General features: G+C 70.6%; 17 protein-coding genes. 14 read left to right on the forward strand and 3 right to left on the reverse strand.

Annotation, left to right across the window (positions count from 1 at the left end):
* Positions 1-17: 17 nt before the first annotated feature.
* Positions 18-398, reverse strand: coding sequence for a hypothetical protein (locus IEX69_RS12760; protein WP_085017715.1), 381 nt, complete (start codon positions 396-398; stop codon positions 18-20).
* A gap of 381 nt (positions 399-779) precedes the next feature.
* Here IEX69_RS12760 and IEX69_RS12765 point away from each other — a divergent pair, with 381 nt between their 5' ends.
* Positions 780-1,145, forward strand: a complete 366-nt coding sequence (locus IEX69_RS12765; protein WP_229756344.1) for an avidin-fold protein — start codon at positions 780-782, stop codon at positions 1,143-1,145.
* 33 nt (positions 1,146-1,178) lie between these two features.
* Here the strand turns inward: IEX69_RS12765 and IEX69_RS12770 are convergent, their stop codons facing one another.
* Entirely contained in the window at positions 1,179-1,700 is a 522-nt protein-coding gene (locus IEX69_RS12770; protein WP_229756345.1) for an Lrp/AsnC family transcriptional regulator, read from the reverse strand.
* Positions 1,701-1,891: 191 nt separating this feature from the next.
* Between IEX69_RS12770 and IEX69_RS12775 the strand changes: the two genes are divergently transcribed.
* Genes IEX69_RS12775 through IEX69_RS12800 form a run of 6 tightly spaced genes read left to right on the forward strand, consistent with a single transcriptional unit; the run spans position 1,892 to position 8,786 of the window.
* Positions 1,892-3,472, forward strand: a complete 1,581-nt coding sequence (locus IEX69_RS12775) for an ABC transporter substrate-binding protein (RefSeq protein WP_085017717.1) — start codon at positions 1,892-1,894, stop codon at positions 3,470-3,472.
* A 5-nt stretch (positions 3,473-3,477) separates the two neighbouring features.
* On the forward strand, positions 3,478-4,557 hold the full coding sequence (locus tag IEX69_RS12780) for an ABC transporter permease (RefSeq protein ID WP_085017718.1): 1,080 nt from the start codon (positions 3,478-3,480) through the stop codon (positions 4,555-4,557).
* A complete protein-coding gene (locus IEX69_RS12785; RefSeq protein WP_229756346.1) occupies positions 4,554-5,522 on the forward strand; it encodes an ABC transporter permease in 969 nt (322 codons plus the stop codon). The genes IEX69_RS12780 and IEX69_RS12785 overlap by 4 nt, the downstream gene beginning before the upstream one ends.
* Positions 5,519-6,469 (forward strand): ABC transporter ATP-binding protein, encoded by a 951-nt coding sequence (locus tag IEX69_RS12790; RefSeq protein WP_085017719.1) that lies wholly within the window; start codon positions 5,519-5,521, stop codon positions 6,467-6,469. The genes IEX69_RS12785 and IEX69_RS12790 overlap by 4 nt, the downstream gene beginning before the upstream one ends.
* Positions 6,466-7,317 (forward strand): ABC transporter ATP-binding protein, encoded by an 852-nt coding sequence (locus IEX69_RS12795; RefSeq protein ID WP_085017720.1) that lies wholly within the window; start codon positions 6,466-6,468, stop codon positions 7,315-7,317. Before IEX69_RS12790 ends, IEX69_RS12795 begins: the two co-directional genes overlap by 4 nt.
* Entirely contained in the window at positions 7,317-8,786 is a 1,470-nt protein-coding gene (locus tag IEX69_RS12800) for an aminopeptidase P family protein (RefSeq protein WP_217348649.1), read from the forward strand. Before IEX69_RS12795 ends, IEX69_RS12800 begins: the two co-directional genes overlap by 1 nt.
* A 102-nt stretch (positions 8,787-8,888) precedes the next feature.
* On the opposite strand, the gene IEX69_RS12805 is transcribed toward IEX69_RS12800, so the two are convergent.
* On the reverse strand, positions 8,889-9,866 hold the full coding sequence (locus IEX69_RS12805; RefSeq protein WP_085017721.1) for a zinc-binding dehydrogenase: 978 nt from the start codon (positions 9,864-9,866) through the stop codon (positions 8,889-8,891).
* A gap of 207 nt (positions 9,867-10,073) precedes the next feature.
* Between IEX69_RS12805 and IEX69_RS12810 the strand changes: the two genes are divergently transcribed.
* The 7 genes from IEX69_RS12810 to IEX69_RS12840 all read left to right on the forward strand — a co-directional run bounded on the left by IEX69_RS12810 (position 10,074) and on the right by IEX69_RS12840 (position 15,992).
* The gene (locus IEX69_RS12810; RefSeq protein WP_229756347.1) at positions 10,074-10,802 is read left to right on the forward strand and encodes a hypothetical protein; all 729 of its coding nucleotides are present in this window, start codon (positions 10,074-10,076) and stop codon (positions 10,800-10,802) included.
* A gap of 2 nt (positions 10,803-10,804) precedes the next feature.
* The gene (locus IEX69_RS12815) at positions 10,805-11,239 is read left to right on the forward strand and encodes a hypothetical protein (protein WP_085017722.1); all 435 of its coding nucleotides are present in this window, start codon (positions 10,805-10,807) and stop codon (positions 11,237-11,239) included.
* A 156-nt stretch (positions 11,240-11,395) separates the two neighbouring features.
* Positions 11,396-12,436 carry a substrate-binding domain-containing protein gene (locus IEX69_RS12820; protein ID WP_085017723.1) on the forward strand — a complete coding sequence of 347 codons (1,041 nt, stop codon included), beginning with the start codon at positions 11,396-11,398 and terminating at the stop codon, positions 12,434-12,436.
* Between the two features lie 135 nt (positions 12,437-12,571).
* Complete coding sequence (locus tag IEX69_RS12825; RefSeq protein ID WP_085017724.1) at positions 12,572-13,642, forward strand: ABC transporter permease; 1,071 nt, start codon at positions 12,572-12,574, stop codon at positions 13,640-13,642.
* 1 nt (position 13,643) lies between these two features.
* Positions 13,644-14,474 (forward strand): ATP-binding cassette domain-containing protein, encoded by an 831-nt coding sequence (locus IEX69_RS12830; protein WP_085017725.1) that lies wholly within the window; start codon positions 13,644-13,646, stop codon positions 14,472-14,474.
* Positions 14,471-15,166, forward strand: coding sequence for a bifunctional 4-hydroxy-2-oxoglutarate aldolase/2-dehydro-3-deoxy-phosphogluconate aldolase (gene eda / locus IEX69_RS12835; protein ID WP_085017726.1), 696 nt, complete (start codon positions 14,471-14,473; stop codon positions 15,164-15,166). Before IEX69_RS12830 ends, eda begins: the two co-directional genes overlap by 4 nt.
* The gene (locus IEX69_RS12840; RefSeq protein ID WP_085017727.1) at positions 15,156-15,992 is read left to right on the forward strand and encodes an SDR family NAD(P)-dependent oxidoreductase; all 837 of its coding nucleotides are present in this window, start codon (positions 15,156-15,158) and stop codon (positions 15,990-15,992) included. The genes eda and IEX69_RS12840 overlap by 11 nt, the downstream gene beginning before the upstream one ends.
* Positions 15,993-16,002 lie beyond the last annotated feature (10 nt).

Consider the following 16,002-nt stretch of genomic DNA (forward strand, 5'->3'; position numbering starts at 1 on the left):
CGGCGGAGGGTCCCGCGTCAGGGGAGCGCGTCGGCGGCGGGGGTGTACGCGATGGGGTGACCGCTCGCGGCGCACTCCTGCGCGACGAGTCCGAGGGCGTTGTCGAGGTCCGCTATCGCGTCCTTCTGCCTGAGCCCGCGCTCGGAGAACGCCTGCCGGAGGTCGCGGGCGGCGAGCTGCAGCACCTCGTCGACGGTGTCGTTCACGACATCCGGATCGCGGGAGTCCTCCCAGAAGTCCAGGAGCTCGTCGCGCAGGGCGGGAGCGTCCGCGTCCGGCCCTCGGCTGGCGAAGGAGTTCCAGCGCTCGGCGAACTGCGTGCAGAAGCCGGCGTCGACGTCCGTCCGTCGTGCGCATCCCGTGACCGACAGCATGAGCGCCACGAGCGCGATCGCCATACCGGTCCTCAGCGGTGACCGACCGGCGGACGCGTGTGTGCGAGGTCCGATCATCATCCCAGTGTCGTCCTCTCCGAGGAGACCGAGAGGTGGGTCGGCCACCGTGCGTTCTGTGCGGGTTCCGCCCGTCCGGCGGGTGTTCGTGCCCGGAGGGGCGGCGGCGCCGCGTGGGGAGGGCGGAACCCGCAGCTCGGTCGTCCGCCGGGTGTGTGGTGGCCCGGTCGACGAGATCCGGTGGGAGGTTGCGGCGCCGGATGAATCGGACGCCGGAGGCTCGATCTGTCACGGAACATCCAGCCCACGATCGCGTGGAGTGGAAAGCACGGGACAAAGCGGCGATGCCGCCCAGACGGAGCGATGCGTGATGCATACTCTTCGACTGTGAACGAACGAGTCGACGTGCCCGCCGCATCCGCCCCGAGCCTCGACGGCCGCGAGTTCGTGATGGAGTCGTCGACGAACAGCGCCGTCGACCCCGAGTCGCCGTCGCGGTTCTGGTACTCCGAGCGCGACGGGGTGATCTGGGGCGACTACGAGGGCGACACCGTGACGTTCGGCCGCTTCCTCGGGACGCGCGTCGGCGACGCGCTGTCGGTGACCTTCGCGCACGTCCTGCTGGACGGCGGGACCGTCGTCACCGGATCGAGCGCCAGCCGCGTGGAGACCGGCGAGGCCGGACGCATCCGCCTGATCGAGGACTTCACCATCGACGGCGTCGACCACGTGAGCGTCTGCGTCGAGGTCTGAGGACGCTGTCCGACGCGCGGGGAGCGGGGTCGGCTACAGGGCGGTGTCGCGGCCGTTGCCGGCGGTGGTGAAGCGCGTCATTCCGAGGCGGTTCGTGGATCCGGAGCGGTCGGGGATGTCGCTCGGCAGCACGAAGGACTTCCGCACCACCTCGTCAAGCACGACGACCGACACCACCGACTTCACCTCCGGCCGCGCCGCGACGACACCCGTGACGAAGTCGTGCACGCCGCCCACGTCGGTCGAGCGGACGATGAGCATCGCGTCGTGCTCGCCCGTCGTGACGCAGCAGTACTCGACGTCGGGCATCTGCAGGATGCCCTCCCGGAAGCGGTGCCACGACTGCGGATGCACGGTCACGAAGACCAGCGCGCAGATGTCGAGACCCACCTTGCCGGGGTCGATCATGGCCGAGAAGCCGGCGATCACCCCGGATGCGGTGAGCTGCTCGACGCGGCTGTAGACGCTGGCCCGGGAGACGTTGACACGCTCGGCGAGAGCGGACATCGAGATGCGGCCGTCCTCCCGGAGGATCTCGAGGATGCGCAGGTTCACCTCGTCCAGGGGTGGATGGATTTGTCCAGCCGAACCGCCGGACCGCTTCTCAGTGTTCGACATTTCGCCTCCGATTCCGTGAGCCGACGCTATTCCGTCTGAAAGGGCCTCGTCAAGCAAGACGTTCGGCGCGGAATTGTGCCAAAGTACCTCCACACCGTCCAAGTGATCCATTCCTCCAGGAGGCCTCCATGGTTTTCCGCTCCACCCCGGCCCGAGTCGCGATCGCCGCAGCAGCGGTCTCGCTCGCGCTCGTCGCCACCGGATGCGCGTCGGGCAAGACCGACAGCGCTGACGGCAGCACGCAGACGCTGACCATCGACAAGACGTTCGACCTCAAGACGGCCGACCCGGGCCGCATGTACGAGCCGACCGGCCAGCTGGTCGACAAGGCCCTGTACGAGACCCTCCTCACCTTCGAGGGCGGCGACGTCTCGAAGGTCGTCGACGGAGTCGCGAGCCTCGAGCAGAACGACGCCGCCACCGAGTTCACCCTCACGCTGAACGGCGACCACACCTTCTCCGACGGCACCGTCATGACGGCCGACGACGTGGTGTTCTCGCTGCAGCGCGTCATCGGCCTGAAGGGCAACCCGTCCTTCCTCCTCGACGGCGTGACCGTCACCAAGAAGGACGACAAGACGGTCGTGCTGACCACCGCGACGCCCACCCCGGCGCTCCCGGCGATCCTCGCCAACCCGGCCCTCGGCATCCTCAACTCGAAGGTCGTCAAGGAGAACGGCGGCACCACCGACGAGACCGACACCGCCGAGCAGTACCTCAACACCCACTCGGCCGGATCCGGGCCGTACGTGCTGGACTCGCTCGACCTCGCCTCGCAGGTCGTGCTCACCACGAACGACAAGTACGACGGCGACAAGCCGGCGTTCGGCCGCGTCGTCATCCAGAACGTCGAGGGCGCCACGCAGAAGATCAACGTCCAGGGCGGCAGCGCCGACATCGCGCTCGACCTCTCGGGCACCCAGGCGGAGGGCCTCGGCGACTCGGTCGCCGTCACCAGCGACCCGTCCGCGAACGTGATCTTCCTGCTGCTCAACCAGAACCCGAGCGTGTCGGCCATCACCTCCAACCCCGACTTCGTGAAGGCGGTCAAGGAGGCCATCGACTACGACGACCTCGTGTCGATCGCCGGCACCGGCACCGCGCAGGCCTCGGGCGTCATCCCCAGCATGCTGCTCGGCGCGCTCCCCGCCGACGAGAAGCTCACGCAGGACCTCGACGCCGCCAAGGCCGACCTCGCGAAGAGCGGCTACGCGGGCGAGAGCGTCACGCTCAACTTCCCCAGCGACATCACGCTGAACGGTCTCGACTTCCCGACGATCGCCCAGCGCATCCAGTCGCAGCTGAAGGAGATCGGCGTGAACGTCGAGCTAGCCCCGGCGCCGGTCGCGACCGAGCTCGACGCGTACCGCAACGGCACGGAGACCATCGGCCTCTGGTACTGGGGCCCGGACTACCCGGACCCCAGCGACTACCTCGTGTTCACCCCGGGCAACGTGGTCGGCCTCCGCGCCGGCTGGGCCGAGGGCGCGAACCCGGCGATCTCGACCCTCGCCGACGCGGCCGCTGCGGGTGGCAGCACGGACGAGCGCCAGTCGCGCTTCGAGGAGCTGCAGACCGCACTCAACGCCGACGGCCCGTTCATCCCGCTCCTGCAGCCCGGCAACAACATCGCCGCGGCCTCGAAGGTCGACAACGTGGTCTACAACGCGGTGTGGACCCTCGACATCGCGAAGCTCGGCAGCAAGTAGCAGCGTTGTCGCGCAGTGACACGGCCGTCCGGTCCCCACGTCAGCGTGGGGGCCGGGCGGCCCACCCCTTCCTCCGCTACGCGCTCCGGCGCGTCATCACCTCGCTGCTCCTCGTGGTGGGCGTGACCCTCGTCACGTTCATCCTGACGAACCTCGTCCCCGGTGACCCGGTCGCGGCCGCGCTCGGCCAGCGGGCCGCGGAGGACCCGGCGATCGTGGCGCAGTTCCGCGCCCAGTACGGTCTCGACCAGCCGCTCGTGGTGCAGTACTTCACGTACCTCGGCAACCTGCTGCACGGCGACCTCGGGGTCTCGACCACCACGCACAACCCGGTGGCGTCCGACCTGGCGAAGGCCCTGCCCGCCACTCTCGAGATCGCGATCGGCGCGATCGTGCTCAGCGTGATCATCGGCGTCGTGCTCGGCACGATCGCCGCGCACCGCCGCGGCAAGGCGTCCGACCACGTGCTCCGTGTCGTGTCGCTCGCCGGGCTCAGCGTGCCGACCTTCTGGCTCGCGCTGGTGCTCTACTACGTCTTCTACTTCCAGCTGCACATCGCGCCCGGATCCGGACGGCTGAGCAGCGACTACACCACGCCTCCCACGGTGACCGGGATGTACACGGTCGACGCGCTCCTCGTCGGCCAGCTCGACACGTTCCTCGACGCCATGGCGCACCTCTTCCTGCCGGTGCTCGTGCTCACGCTCTACACGGTGGGCCTTCTCACCCGCTTCGTGCGCACCGCGGTGCTCGAGGTCCTCGACCAGGACTACGTGCGCGCGGCGCGGGCCAAGGGCCTCCCCGGCCGCACCGTCATCTGGTCCTACGTCCTCCGCGGCGCGAGCATCCCCATCCTCACCGTGGTGGGCCTCGCCTTCGGAAGCCTGCTGAGCGGCACGGTCCTCGTCGAGGCGATCTTCGCTTGGCCCGGCATCGGCTCCTATGCCTACCAGGCGGCCTCCCACCTCGACCTCCCCGGGGTCATGGGCGTCGGCCTCCTGATCGGCGTGATGTACCTGCTCGTCAACCTCGTCGTCGACCTCCTCTACGGCGTGCTCGACCCGAGAGTGAGGCTGGCCTCGTGACCTCGCCGCGGACCTCCACGACACCCGATCCCCGCGACGGCGCGCCCGCAGGGCCACGCGACGGCGTCGGAGCCGGCGTGCTCGACCCGATCGACGCGGCGTCCCCGCGCTGGCGTCGCCCGCGGATGCGGCTCGGCCGCTGGTCCGCCCCGCTCGGGCTCATCGGCGCGGGCGTGGCGCTCGCGTGGATCGTCGTCGCGATCCTCGCCCCGGTCATCGCGCCCCACGACCCGATCGCCCAGGACCTCCCCATCCTGCAGCCGCCCGGCGAGGGCACCCTGATGGGCACGGATGCGCTGGGTCGCGACGTCTTCTCCCGCGTCATCTGGGGCGCTCAGGTGACGATCCCGCTCGCGCTGCTGCTGGTCGTGCTGTCCGTGCTCATCGGTGCGATCGTGGGCGCGGTGGCGGGGTTCTTCGGCCGCGCGGTCGACGAGGTGGCGATGCGCGTCACCGACCTCGTGATGGCGTTCCCCACGGTCATCCTCGCGATGGTGATCGCCGCCGCGCTCGGCGCGTCGCTCCTGAACGCCGTGCTCGCCGCGCTCATCGTGTCGTGGCCGTCGTACGCCAGGCTCACCCGCGGGCTGGTCCTGGGACTGCGCAGATCGAACTACGTCGTCGCGGGACAGCTGCTCGGCTTCTCTCCGCTGCGCTCGCTCGGCCGCGACATCGCCCCCAACATCGTGGGCCCGGTGCTCGTGCTGGCGAGTCTGGACATCGGCACGGCGATCCTGCTGCTCTCGGGACTGTCGTTCCTCGGCCTCGGCGCGAAGCCGCCGACGGCTGAGTGGGGCTCGATGGTGTCGGATGCGATCAAGAACTTCGACGCCTGGTGGATCGGCGTCTTCCCGGGGCTCGCGATCCTCACCGTGGTGATCGCGTTCAACTTCGTGGGAGACGCCCTGCGCGACGCCCTCGATCCCACCTCGTCCACGATCCGCGGGGGAGGGCCGACGCTGTGAGCGACACGACCAGGCTGCCGGGCGACGCGCTCCGCATCCGCGACCTGCGCATCTCCGCCCGAGGCCGCACCATCGTCGACGGGATCGACCTCACCCTCGCCCGCGGCGGCATCCACGGCCTCGCCGGCGAGTCGGGCTCGGGCAAGACGATGACGGCGCTCGCCGTGCTCGGCCTCCTGCCCGGCGGCATGATGGCGTCCGGCAGCATCCGGCTCGCGGGGGCCGGAGCGGGCGGCGACGACGTCGAGCTCGTCGGCGCGTCGCGGCGGACGCTCGGCCAGATCCGCGGCCGCCGCATCGCGATGGTGTTCCAGGATCCGTCGACCAGCCTGCATCCGCAGCTGCAGATCGGGCGTCAGCTCACCGACCACATGCGGCACCACCTCGGGCTGTCGGCGGCGGAGGCGCGCACGCGCGCCGTCGAGCTGCTCGACCGGGTCCGTGTGCCGGATGCGGCCGGTGCGCTGAAGAAGTACCCGCACCAGTTCTCGGGCGGACAGCGTCAGCGCATCGCGATCGCGGTGGCGCTGGCGTGCGACCCGTCGGTGCTGCTCGCCGACGAGCCCACGACCGCCCTCGACGTCACCGTGCAGGCGGGCGTGCTGCAGCTGCTGCGCGAGCTCGTCGACGACAGCGGACTCAGCGTGCTGCTCGTGACGCACGACCTCGGCGTGATGAGCGCGATCGCCGACGTGGTGACCGTGATGCGCCAGGGCGCCGTCGTCGAGTCGGCGCCCCGCCGGCAGCTGTTCACCGACCCGCAGGACGAGTACACGCGCTCGCTGCTCGCCGCGCTGCCGGGGTCGTCGTTCGAGGAGACGCCGGACGAGCTCGTCGACGACCTGATCGCGGGCCGCGGAGCGGTCGCCGCCGACGACCTCGACGCTCGCGCCGACGTCGTGGCGGCCGACTCCATCGATCCCGACTCCGAGGGGGCCACCCGATGACCGCAGCACCGGTGCTCGAGGCCGACGGCATCGTCGTCGAGTACGGCCGCCGCCCGCCGCTCCGCGCGGTCGACGGCGTGGGCTTCACGGTCGCGCCCGGCGAGGTCGTGGCCCTGGTCGGCGAGAGCGGATGCGGCAAGTCGAGCCTGGCCCGCGCGGTCGTGGGGATCGAGAAGCGGCGTTCCGGCTCGGTGCGACTGAACGGCGACGAGGTGAAGCCGCTCGGACTGCGCCGTCGTGGGACGTCCCAGACCGGGCTGCAGATGGTGTTCCAGGACCCGAACTCGTCGCTCAACCCGCGTCGGCGGGTGGGCGACCAGCTCCAGGACGGCGTCCGCGCCGCCCTGGCCCGCGGCGACGCCGGGTCGGACCCCGCCGACTGGCTGCACCGCGTCGGACTCGACCCGGCGATGGTCGACCGTTACCCGCACCAGTTCTCGGGCGGGCAGAAGCAGCGCATCGCGATCGCCCGCGCGCTCGCCGCCCGACCGCGGATGCTCGTGGCCGACGAGCCCATCTCCGCCCTCGACGCGTCCACCCAGACCAGCGTCGCCGCGCTCATGAGGTCGCTGAGCGTCGAGGCGGGCGCCGGCATGCTCTTCATCTCGCACGACCTCTCGGTGGTGCGCCGGATCGCCGACCGGGTGCTCGTGATGTACCGCGGGCGCGTGGTGGAGTCGGGTGCGACGGAGGCGGTCTGGCAGGACCCGCTGCATCCGTACACGCGGGCCCTGCTCGCCGCGATCCCGCTGCCCGACGGCGAGGGGCGCGTGCCCGTCGCGCCGGCCGACGCCGATCGTGAGGGCTGGCTCGTCGAGGTGCCTGGCGCTCTCGAACGGACGCTCTGATGGCGGTCGAGGCGCATCCGTCGTCGCCGCTGTGGCGGATGCCCGGGGCTCCGAACCGGGCGCCCCTGTCGGGCAACGGCGGGTTCATGCTCGCCGGCTGGGACGACATGCCCGCCGTGCTGGCACCCGACAACCCCGTCGTCACGTACGCGGTCGAGCGCCGGGCCCGGCTCGCGCAGGCCCTGCCGGCCGAGCTGCTCATCATCCCCGCCGGCACCGCGCGAGTGCGGTCGAACGACACCGACTACACCTTCCGTCCGGGCACCGACCACGTGTGGCTCACGGGGAACACCGTCGCCGAGAGCGTGCTCGTGATCGACACCACGGGCGGCGAGGCGGATGCGGTGCTGTACCTGCTGCCGCCGTCGGGACGGGCGACCGACGAGTTCTGGCAGGATCCGGCCCTCGGCGACCTCTGGGTCGGTCCCCGGCCGACGCTCGCCGAGACGGCGTCGGCGCTCGGGCTCGAGACCCGGCCCCTGTCGGCGCTCGACGCCGACCTCGCCCAGGCCGCTCGCCGAGCCCGGCGCATCCGCGTGGTGCCGACGCTCGACGAGCGCGTCGACGACCTCGTGCGCGGGCTCTGCGGACCCGAGCTCGCCCCGCACCTGCTGCTGAAGTCGACCCTCGACGAATTGCGGCTGATCAAGAACGACTGGGAGCTCGCGCAGCTGCAGCTCGCCGTCGACGCCACCGCGCTCGGCTTCGAGGACTGCCTCCGCGAGTGGGATGCGGCGCGCGCCGCGCCCCGGGGCGAGCGCTACCTCGAGGGCACGTTCCATCGCCGCTCGCGCCTCGAGGGGGAGGGGCCGGCGTATGGCTCGGTCGTCGGCGCCGGCGACCACGCGACCACGCTCCACTGGACCGCCAACGACGGGCCGCTCCGCGACGGCGACGTCGTGCTCATGGACATGGGCGTCGAGCTGCCGAGCCTGTTCTCGGCCGACATCACGCGGGTGTTCCCCGTCACCGGGACGTTCACGCCGCTCCAGCGCGACGTCTACTCGATCGTGCTCCGCGCTCAGCAGGCGGGCATCGACACGCTCCGCGCCGGTGTCGCGTTCCAGGACTACCAGGACGCGTGCTCCCGCTCGCTCGCCGCCGACCTCATCGACCTCGGGCTGCTCCACTGCTCGCTCGACGAGGCCCTCGCGCCCGGCAACCAGTACCAGCGGCGCTGGAGCATCTCGCGCGCGGGGCACATGCTCGGCATGGACGTGCACGACTGCAACCACGCGCCCGTCGGCTCGTACCTCACCGGCCGCCTCGCCGCCGGCCACACGCTCACGGTCGAACCCGGCCTCTACTTCCAGCGCAACGACCTCACCGTCCCGGAGGAGCTGCGCGGCCTCGGCATCCGCATCGAGGACGACCTCGTCGTCACCGAGACCGCGAGCGTCACCCTCTCCGCCGCCCTCCCGCGCACCCCCGACGCCGTCGAGTCCTGGATGTCCGCCCTCGCCGCCTGACCCCCGCCGCCGCCGGAACCCCGTTCCGCCACACTGATGGCGTTTCGCCATGCGCATGCGTGTGGCGAAACGCCAAGGGTGTGGCGGAACCGCGGGGGAGGGTCAGAAGCGGAGGAGGATCTTGCCGGCTCGGCCGGGGACGGCGCTGGCTGCGGCCGCCGCGCGGGCCTCGTCGGCGGGGTAGACCGCCTCGACGGGCAGCTGCACCTCGCCCGAGCCGACCCGCTGCAGCAGCTCGCCGAAGAGGGCGCGGCGCTTGTCCGCATCCATTTCGGCGCTCACGCGCGAGCCCCAGAAGCCCTTCACCGTGAGCTGCTTGAAGATGAGGTCGCCCGACGACAGCGTGAGCGCATCCGACCCCATCGCGCCGAACGAGACGAGCGTCCCGCCGTCGCCGAGGAGCGACAGCAGGTCGCCCGCGGCGGTGCCGCCCACGGAGTCGACCGCGGCGCGCGGGTGGGCGCCGCCGAGGATCTCGTCGGCGCGGTCGCGCCATCCGTCGTCCTCGGTGGAGACCACGTCGTGGATGCCCACGGCCGCGAGCTCCTCGACGCCTGCGTCGCGTCGCACGAGCCCCAGCACGCGGACGCCGCGGGCTGCCGCGAACCGGGCCAGCAGGCGGCCGACCGCGCCGTTGGCGGTGTTCTGCACGATCCAGTCGCCCTCGTCGACGTCGAGGTAGTCGAGCAGGCTGAGCGCGCTGAACGGCATCGCCACGAGCTGCGCGGCGGTCTCGTCGTCGATGCCGTCGGGCACCGGGATGAGGCCGGCCGCCTTGGTCACGACGTACTCGCTCCACACCCCGAACGTGCCGCCGGTGGCGACGCGCTGCCCCACCTGGAGATGCTCGACTCCCTCACCGACTGCATCCACGACCCCGACGGCCTCGGTGCCGGCCCGCGCGGGCAGGTCGGGCTTGAAGCCGTAGGTGCCGCGGATGGTCCACAGGTCGTGGTTGTGGATGGGGGAGAGCAGGATGCGGAGCCGTACCTCACCCCGTCCGGGGTCGGGGGTGGGGAGCTCGGAGATCTCGAGCACGTCGGAGGCCTCGCCGAACACAGGATGGGTCACTGCACGCATGGTCCGACGCTACTCCCGCGTCGCTGGGCCCCCGCCGAGCGCGGGAGAGAGCCACGGAAGGCACTCCCGGCGGGTTCGCGCTACCCCTTGCCGGTGCGTGCGGGTCGGTGCCCACTGGGGAGATCGCCTCTGCGGAGATCGCCGACGGCGTCCCCAGGACGACCGTCGCCCCAGAGGAAGGCGGATCATGACGAGGAAGGCGGGATCATGACGAACCCAGACGATCGCGACCGAGCCGCAGCGGCCTCGGTCCCTGTCGACCGGACGACGGCCGCGCCGACGCGCGCTGATCGAGAGGTGCCGGTCACCGCCGCGCAGCCCGGCTCCGTGCCGGTCACCGCGGCGCAGCCCAGCTCCGTGCCCGTGGAGGAGCGGGCCACCCTTCGCGAGGAGGTGGTGGAGCGTGAGCGCCGGAGGTTCGGCGGGTTCAAGTTCGGATCGGCGTTCTTCGGCTGGCTCACCGCGACCGGCACCGGTGTGATCCTCACCGCGCTGCTGGCCGCGGCAGGCACCGCTCTCGGTCTCGGCGTCACCGACGGCCAGACCGACCTCGACGAGAGCGAGACCACCACGATCGGCATCGTGGGTGCCATCGCCCTGGTCGTCGTGCTGCTCGTCGCCTACTTCTGCGGCGGCTACGTCGCCGGGCGGATGGCCCGCTTCGACGGGGTGAAGCAGGGGCTGGCCGTGTGGCTCTGGGCCGTGATCATCGCGATCGTCGTCGCCGTCATCGGCGCCATCGCGGGCAGCCAGTTCAACATCCTGGCGAACCTCGACAGCTTCCCGCGCATCCCGATCGACGAGGGAGCGCTCACCGTCACCGGCATCATCACCGCGGTGGTGCTCGCCGGCGCGAGCCTCGTCGGAGCGCTCCTCGGCGGTGCGGCCGGGATGCGGTTCCACCGCCGCGTCGACCGCGCCGGGCTGGGGAGGTAGCCGTGCTGCCCTCGACGAACATCCAGTCCATCGTCGGAGCGACGCTCTACGGACCGGGCGAGGTCAAGCTCGGCAAGATCACGGGGGTGCTCGTCGACGCCGTCGACGGTCACCCCACCTGGGCGAGGACCCATGTCGGCACGCTCGTCGGACACACCGTCCACGTCCCACTCGAGGACGCCGCATGGGAGCACGACGACGTCTACGTCCCCTTCGACAAAGACCTCGTGAGGTCGGCTCCGAAGGTCGACGGCGACGAGGGTCTCACGCCCGAGGAGGAGCAGCGTCTGCGGCTGCACTACGCAGGGCCGACCGAGCCTGTGGAGCCCGGCACACCGCGTGCGGAGCGCGTCGGGGAGGACGCGGGAGCCCCTGCGACCGCGGTCCCGCGCGTGACGGACGACGACGGTCACGCTCCGCGTCACGCTGCGCGCTGACCTGCTGGACGTCCCGCCGGCCGACCCCGTGTGACGGTCGCCGGCGGGCCGTCCGAGGGGAGGGCCGTAGAAAGATTTCCTTTTGCGTCTTGAGAAAGAAGAAATTTCCGTTACTCTGGCCGAGTCGGTAATCATTTCCCTTTCCGAGAGGAAGTCATGCACGCACGAACTCGCAGCATCGTCGCTGCGACCGCCGCAGGAGCGATGGTGCTCCTGGGCCTCAGCGGCTGCAATGCAGCAGCCTCGTCGAACTCGGGCGAACCGCTCGTCGGACTCGTCATCAAGACCCAGGACAACCCCTTCTACGTGAAGATGACCGAGGGGGCGAAAGCCGAGGCGGAGGAGCTCGGCTACAACCTCCAGGTCGCCAGCGGCGACGGTCAGAGCGACGTCGACTCGCAGATCAAGGCGATCGAGAACTTCACCGCCCAGGGCGCGAAGGCCATCCTCGTCACCCCCGCCGGCGACGGCATCATCCCCGCCATCCAGAAGGCGCAGCAGGCGGGCATCCTGGTCTTCGCGATGGACTCGCCGCTCGGCGCAGCGTCGGGGATCGACGGCACGTTCGCGACCGACAACCTCCTCGCGGGGCAGCTGGTCGGCGAGTGGGCGAAGGAGGCGCTCGGCAGCACGCCAGCCCGCATCGCCACCCTCGACCTCAGCACCGACCAGATCCCCGTCGACGTGGCCCGCAACCAGGGGTTCCTCGAGGGCTTCGGCATCGACACCGCCGACCCCACGAAGATGTGGGACGAGACGGATCCGCGGCTGGTGGGCCACGAGGTGACCGACGCGAACGAGGCGGGTGGCCGCACGGGCATGGAGAAGCTCCTCCAGAAGGACCCGACGATCAACCTCGTCTACACGATCAACGAGCCGACCGCAGCCGGCGCCTACCAGGCGGTCCAGGCCGCCGGCCTCCAGGACCAGATCACGATCGTCTCGGTCGACGGCGGCTGCCCCGGCGTGAAGAACGTGCAGCAGGGCATCATCGCCGCCACGTCGATGCAGTTCCCGCTCGAGATGTCGAAGCAGGCGCTCCAGGCGGTCAAGGCCTACCTCGACGACGGCACGAAGCCCCAGAACAGCGAGGGCCTCGACTTCACCAACACCGGTGTGACCCTCGTCACCGACAAGCCGCAGGACGGCATCGAGTCGGAGGACACCACCTGGGGTCTCGACCAGTGCTGGGGCTGACCCCGCGACGCTGACCCGCAGAAGCCGCCCCGACCCGCGGTGGGCCGGCGCCCTCGGCCCGGCCCACCGCCACCGACCCCGCTCGAGGGGTCTCCCGCAACGCGACCCCGTACGACGACGTAGGAAGTCCGACCCATGAACATCAGCGCAACGGATCGTCAGAAGGACGAATCCCCGGCGGTGCCCGCCCCGAAGTCACCGATGGGCCTCGTCGAGATCGACAGCGGCAGACTCACCCCGCTGCAATGGATCGAGAGACGGATGCTGTCGCGGCCCCTCATCGGCCCGATCGCGGTGCTCGTCCTCGCCCTGATCGTGTTCTCGATCGTGTCGCCCAACTTCGGCACGCTGCAGAACTTCTCGCTGATCCTGCAGCAGGTGCAGGTGATCGCGATGCTGGGCATCGCCCAGACTCTCGTCATCCTCACCGCGGGGATCGACCTGTCCGTGGCCTCGATCATGCTCCTCGCCCAGGTGGTGATGGGGAAGCTGGCGGTCGCGGTCGGCCTCCCGGTGGAGCTCGCCCTCGTGCTCGGCATCCTCGTCGGCGTCGCCTGCGGCGCCGTGAACGGCCTCATCGTCACCAGGCTCAACATCCCGCCGTTCATCGCCACCCTGGGCACCTTGAGCATCTTCTACGCGCTCAACCTCTTCATCTCCGACGGCGAGAGCGTGCCCTACGCCGAGGTCCCCCCGCTCTTCAACTGGCTCGGACAGGGCTTCCAGGTCTTCGGCACCACGTTCACCTTTGGACAGCTGCTCACGATCCTCATGTTCGTCCTGTTCGCCTACATCCTCCGCAGCACGGCGTGGGGCATGCACATCTACGCGGTGGGCGACAACCTCGAGGCGGCACGCCTCAGCGGGATCCGCGTCAACCGGGTGCTGATGTCGGTGTACATCGTCGCGGGCTTGATCATCGGCGTCACCGCGTGGCTGCTGATCGGCCGCATCGGCTCGATCTCGCCCACGGCGGGCGCCTCCTACAACCTCGCCTCGATCACCGCCGTGGTCATCGGCGGCACGAGCCTCTTCGGCGGCCGCGGCCGGATCATGGGGACCCTCCTGGGGGCCGTGATCGTCGGGGTCTTCTCGAGCGGGCTCTCGCTCGCCGGCTTCGACAACCTCTGGCAGGAGTTCACGATCGGGCTCCTCATCATCGGCGCGGTCGCCGTCGACCAGCGCCTGCGCAAGATCGGACGATGACATGACGACAGAACAGACCTCCCTCGACGCCTCGCACGCTCGCACCATCTCGGACGAGCTCGTCATCGAGGGCCGCAAGCTGGTCAAGCGCTACGGCCACGTGGTGGCCCTCGACGAGACAGACTTCGAGATCCGCAAGGGCGAGGTGCTGGCGGTGATCGGCGACAACGGGGCGGGGAAGTCCTCCCTCATCCAGTGCCTCGCCGGTGCCGTCCAGCCGGACGAGGGCGAGCTGCTCATCGAGGGCCGAGAGGCTCATCTGCGATCGCCCGTCGAGGCGAGGAGGCTCGGCATCGAGACGGTCTTCCAGAGCCTCGCCGTCTCCCCGGCGCTCGACGTCGCGAGCAACATCTTCCTCGGCCGCGAGATCAGGCGGAAGGGCATCGCCGGCAGCGTGTTCCGGATGCTCGACAAGAAGCGGATGCGCCAGGAGGCGCTCGGCGCGATGGGCGAGCTGGGTCTCTCGACCCTGCAGAACGTGGGTCAGGCGGTGGAGACCCTCTCCGGCGGTCAGCGGCAGGGGGTCGCGGTCGCCCGGGCGGCGGCGTTCGGATCGAAGGTCGTGATCCTCGACGAGCCGACCGCGGCCCTCGGCGTCAAGGAGTCGGGCCGCGTGGTGAAGCTCATCAAGGACATCAACTCGCGGGGCATCCCCGTCGTGCTGATCAGCCACAACATGCCTCAGATCTTCGAGGTCGCCGATCGGGTCCACATCCAGAGGCTCGGCAAGCGCATCGCCCTGGTCGAGACGTCGCAGATCGACATGGCGGATGCGGTGGCCCTGATGGTCGGCGCGAAGACGCCGGCGCAGCTCGGGCTGGAGTCGTCGTGAGCACGACCGTCCGAACAGAGGGCGACCTCGGCGTCGCCTCCCTCCTCCGAGACGCGGGCGTGGTGCCCGTGGTGGTCGTCTCCTCCGGCGAGGAGGCGCTCCGCCTGGCCGACGCCCTGGCGGACGGCGGCCTCACCTCGATGGAGGTCACCTTCCGATCCGCTGCGGCCGCCGAGGGGATCCGTACCGTCGCCGACCAGCGTCCCGGCTTCGTGGTGGGAGCCGGGACGCTCCTCACCCCCGGCGACGTCGAGCGCGCCGTCGAGGCCGGGGCGCGGTTCGGTGTCTCGCCCGCGACCGACGAGGAGGTCCTCGCGCACGCTGCGTCACAGGGGCTCGACATGGTGCCCGGAGCCGCCACCGCCTCCGAGATCGCCCGGGCGCGAGGGCTCGGGGCCGAGGTGGTGAAGCTCTTCCCCGCCGAGGTGGTCGGCGGCGTCGGACTCATCGACGCTCTGGCGGGACCGTACCCCGGGCTCCAGCTCATGCCGACGGGCGGGATCCGTGCGGCGGATCTGCCCCGCTACCTGGAACGGCCGCAGGTGCTCGCCTGCGGTGGCACGTGGATCGCCCCGCGCGACCTCCTGGCTGCGGGCGACTTCGCCGAGATCACCCGCCGTGCGGCGGAGGCCGCCGCACTCGTCCGATCACACAGAGAACACTCTCGAAAGGAGCACCACCATGGTGCCTGACTACCTCCCCACCGCCGGTGACGCGCTCACCGGGAAGGTGGCGCTCGTCACCGGGGCAGCCTCCGGCATCGGCGAGGCCGTGTCCCGCATCTACGCCGCGAACGGCGCGAAGGTCGCGATGATCGACTTCGACGCGGCCCGTCTCGATCAGGTCGCGGCCGACGTCGCCGCCCGAGGCGGCGAGGTCCTGGCCATCACGGGCGACGTCACCGACGAGGAGACCGTGCGCGGCTTCTTCGCCAGGACCCTCGAGGCCTGGGGTCGGATCGACCTCGTCGTCAACAGCGCAGGTCGGGACTCGCTCGCACCGCCCATCACCGAGGTGACGCTCGAGGAGTGGAACAAGACGATCGGGCCGAACCTCACCGGCGTCTTCCTCTGCTGCCGCGAGGCGTTCCTCGTCATGGAGAAGCAGCCGTCCGGCGGGCGGATCATCAACATGGGCTCCTCGTCGACGAAGGTCGCCTCGGGCCCGGGGCACAGTCCGTACCGGGCCTCCAAGCACGGCATGCTGGGCCTGTCGAAGAACATCCTCATCGAGGGGATGGAGAAGAACATCGGCGTGACCGTGTTGAACCCCTCGCACGTGCGCACCCCGATGACGGAGATCATCGATCGCGGCCTCTACGATGGCGACCTCCCCGCCTACACGGACGGCTGGCTCGACGAGAAGGAGATCGCTGAGGGCCTCTCGGCCAGCTGCATCGACGTCTCGAACGTCGCGGAGGCCGCTCTGTACATCGCCACCCGGACTCCCGACGTCACCATCCCGACCTTCTCGCTGTACCCCACGCACAAGGTGCTCCGGTACGGCATGGAGGTCTGACGCCGATGAG

Origin of the sequence: Cnuibacter physcomitrellae (assembly GCF_014640535.1) — a bacterium.
In the GTDB taxonomy this organism is placed as follows: Bacteria; Actinomycetota; Actinomycetes; order Actinomycetales; family Microbacteriaceae; genus Cnuibacter; species Cnuibacter physcomitrellae.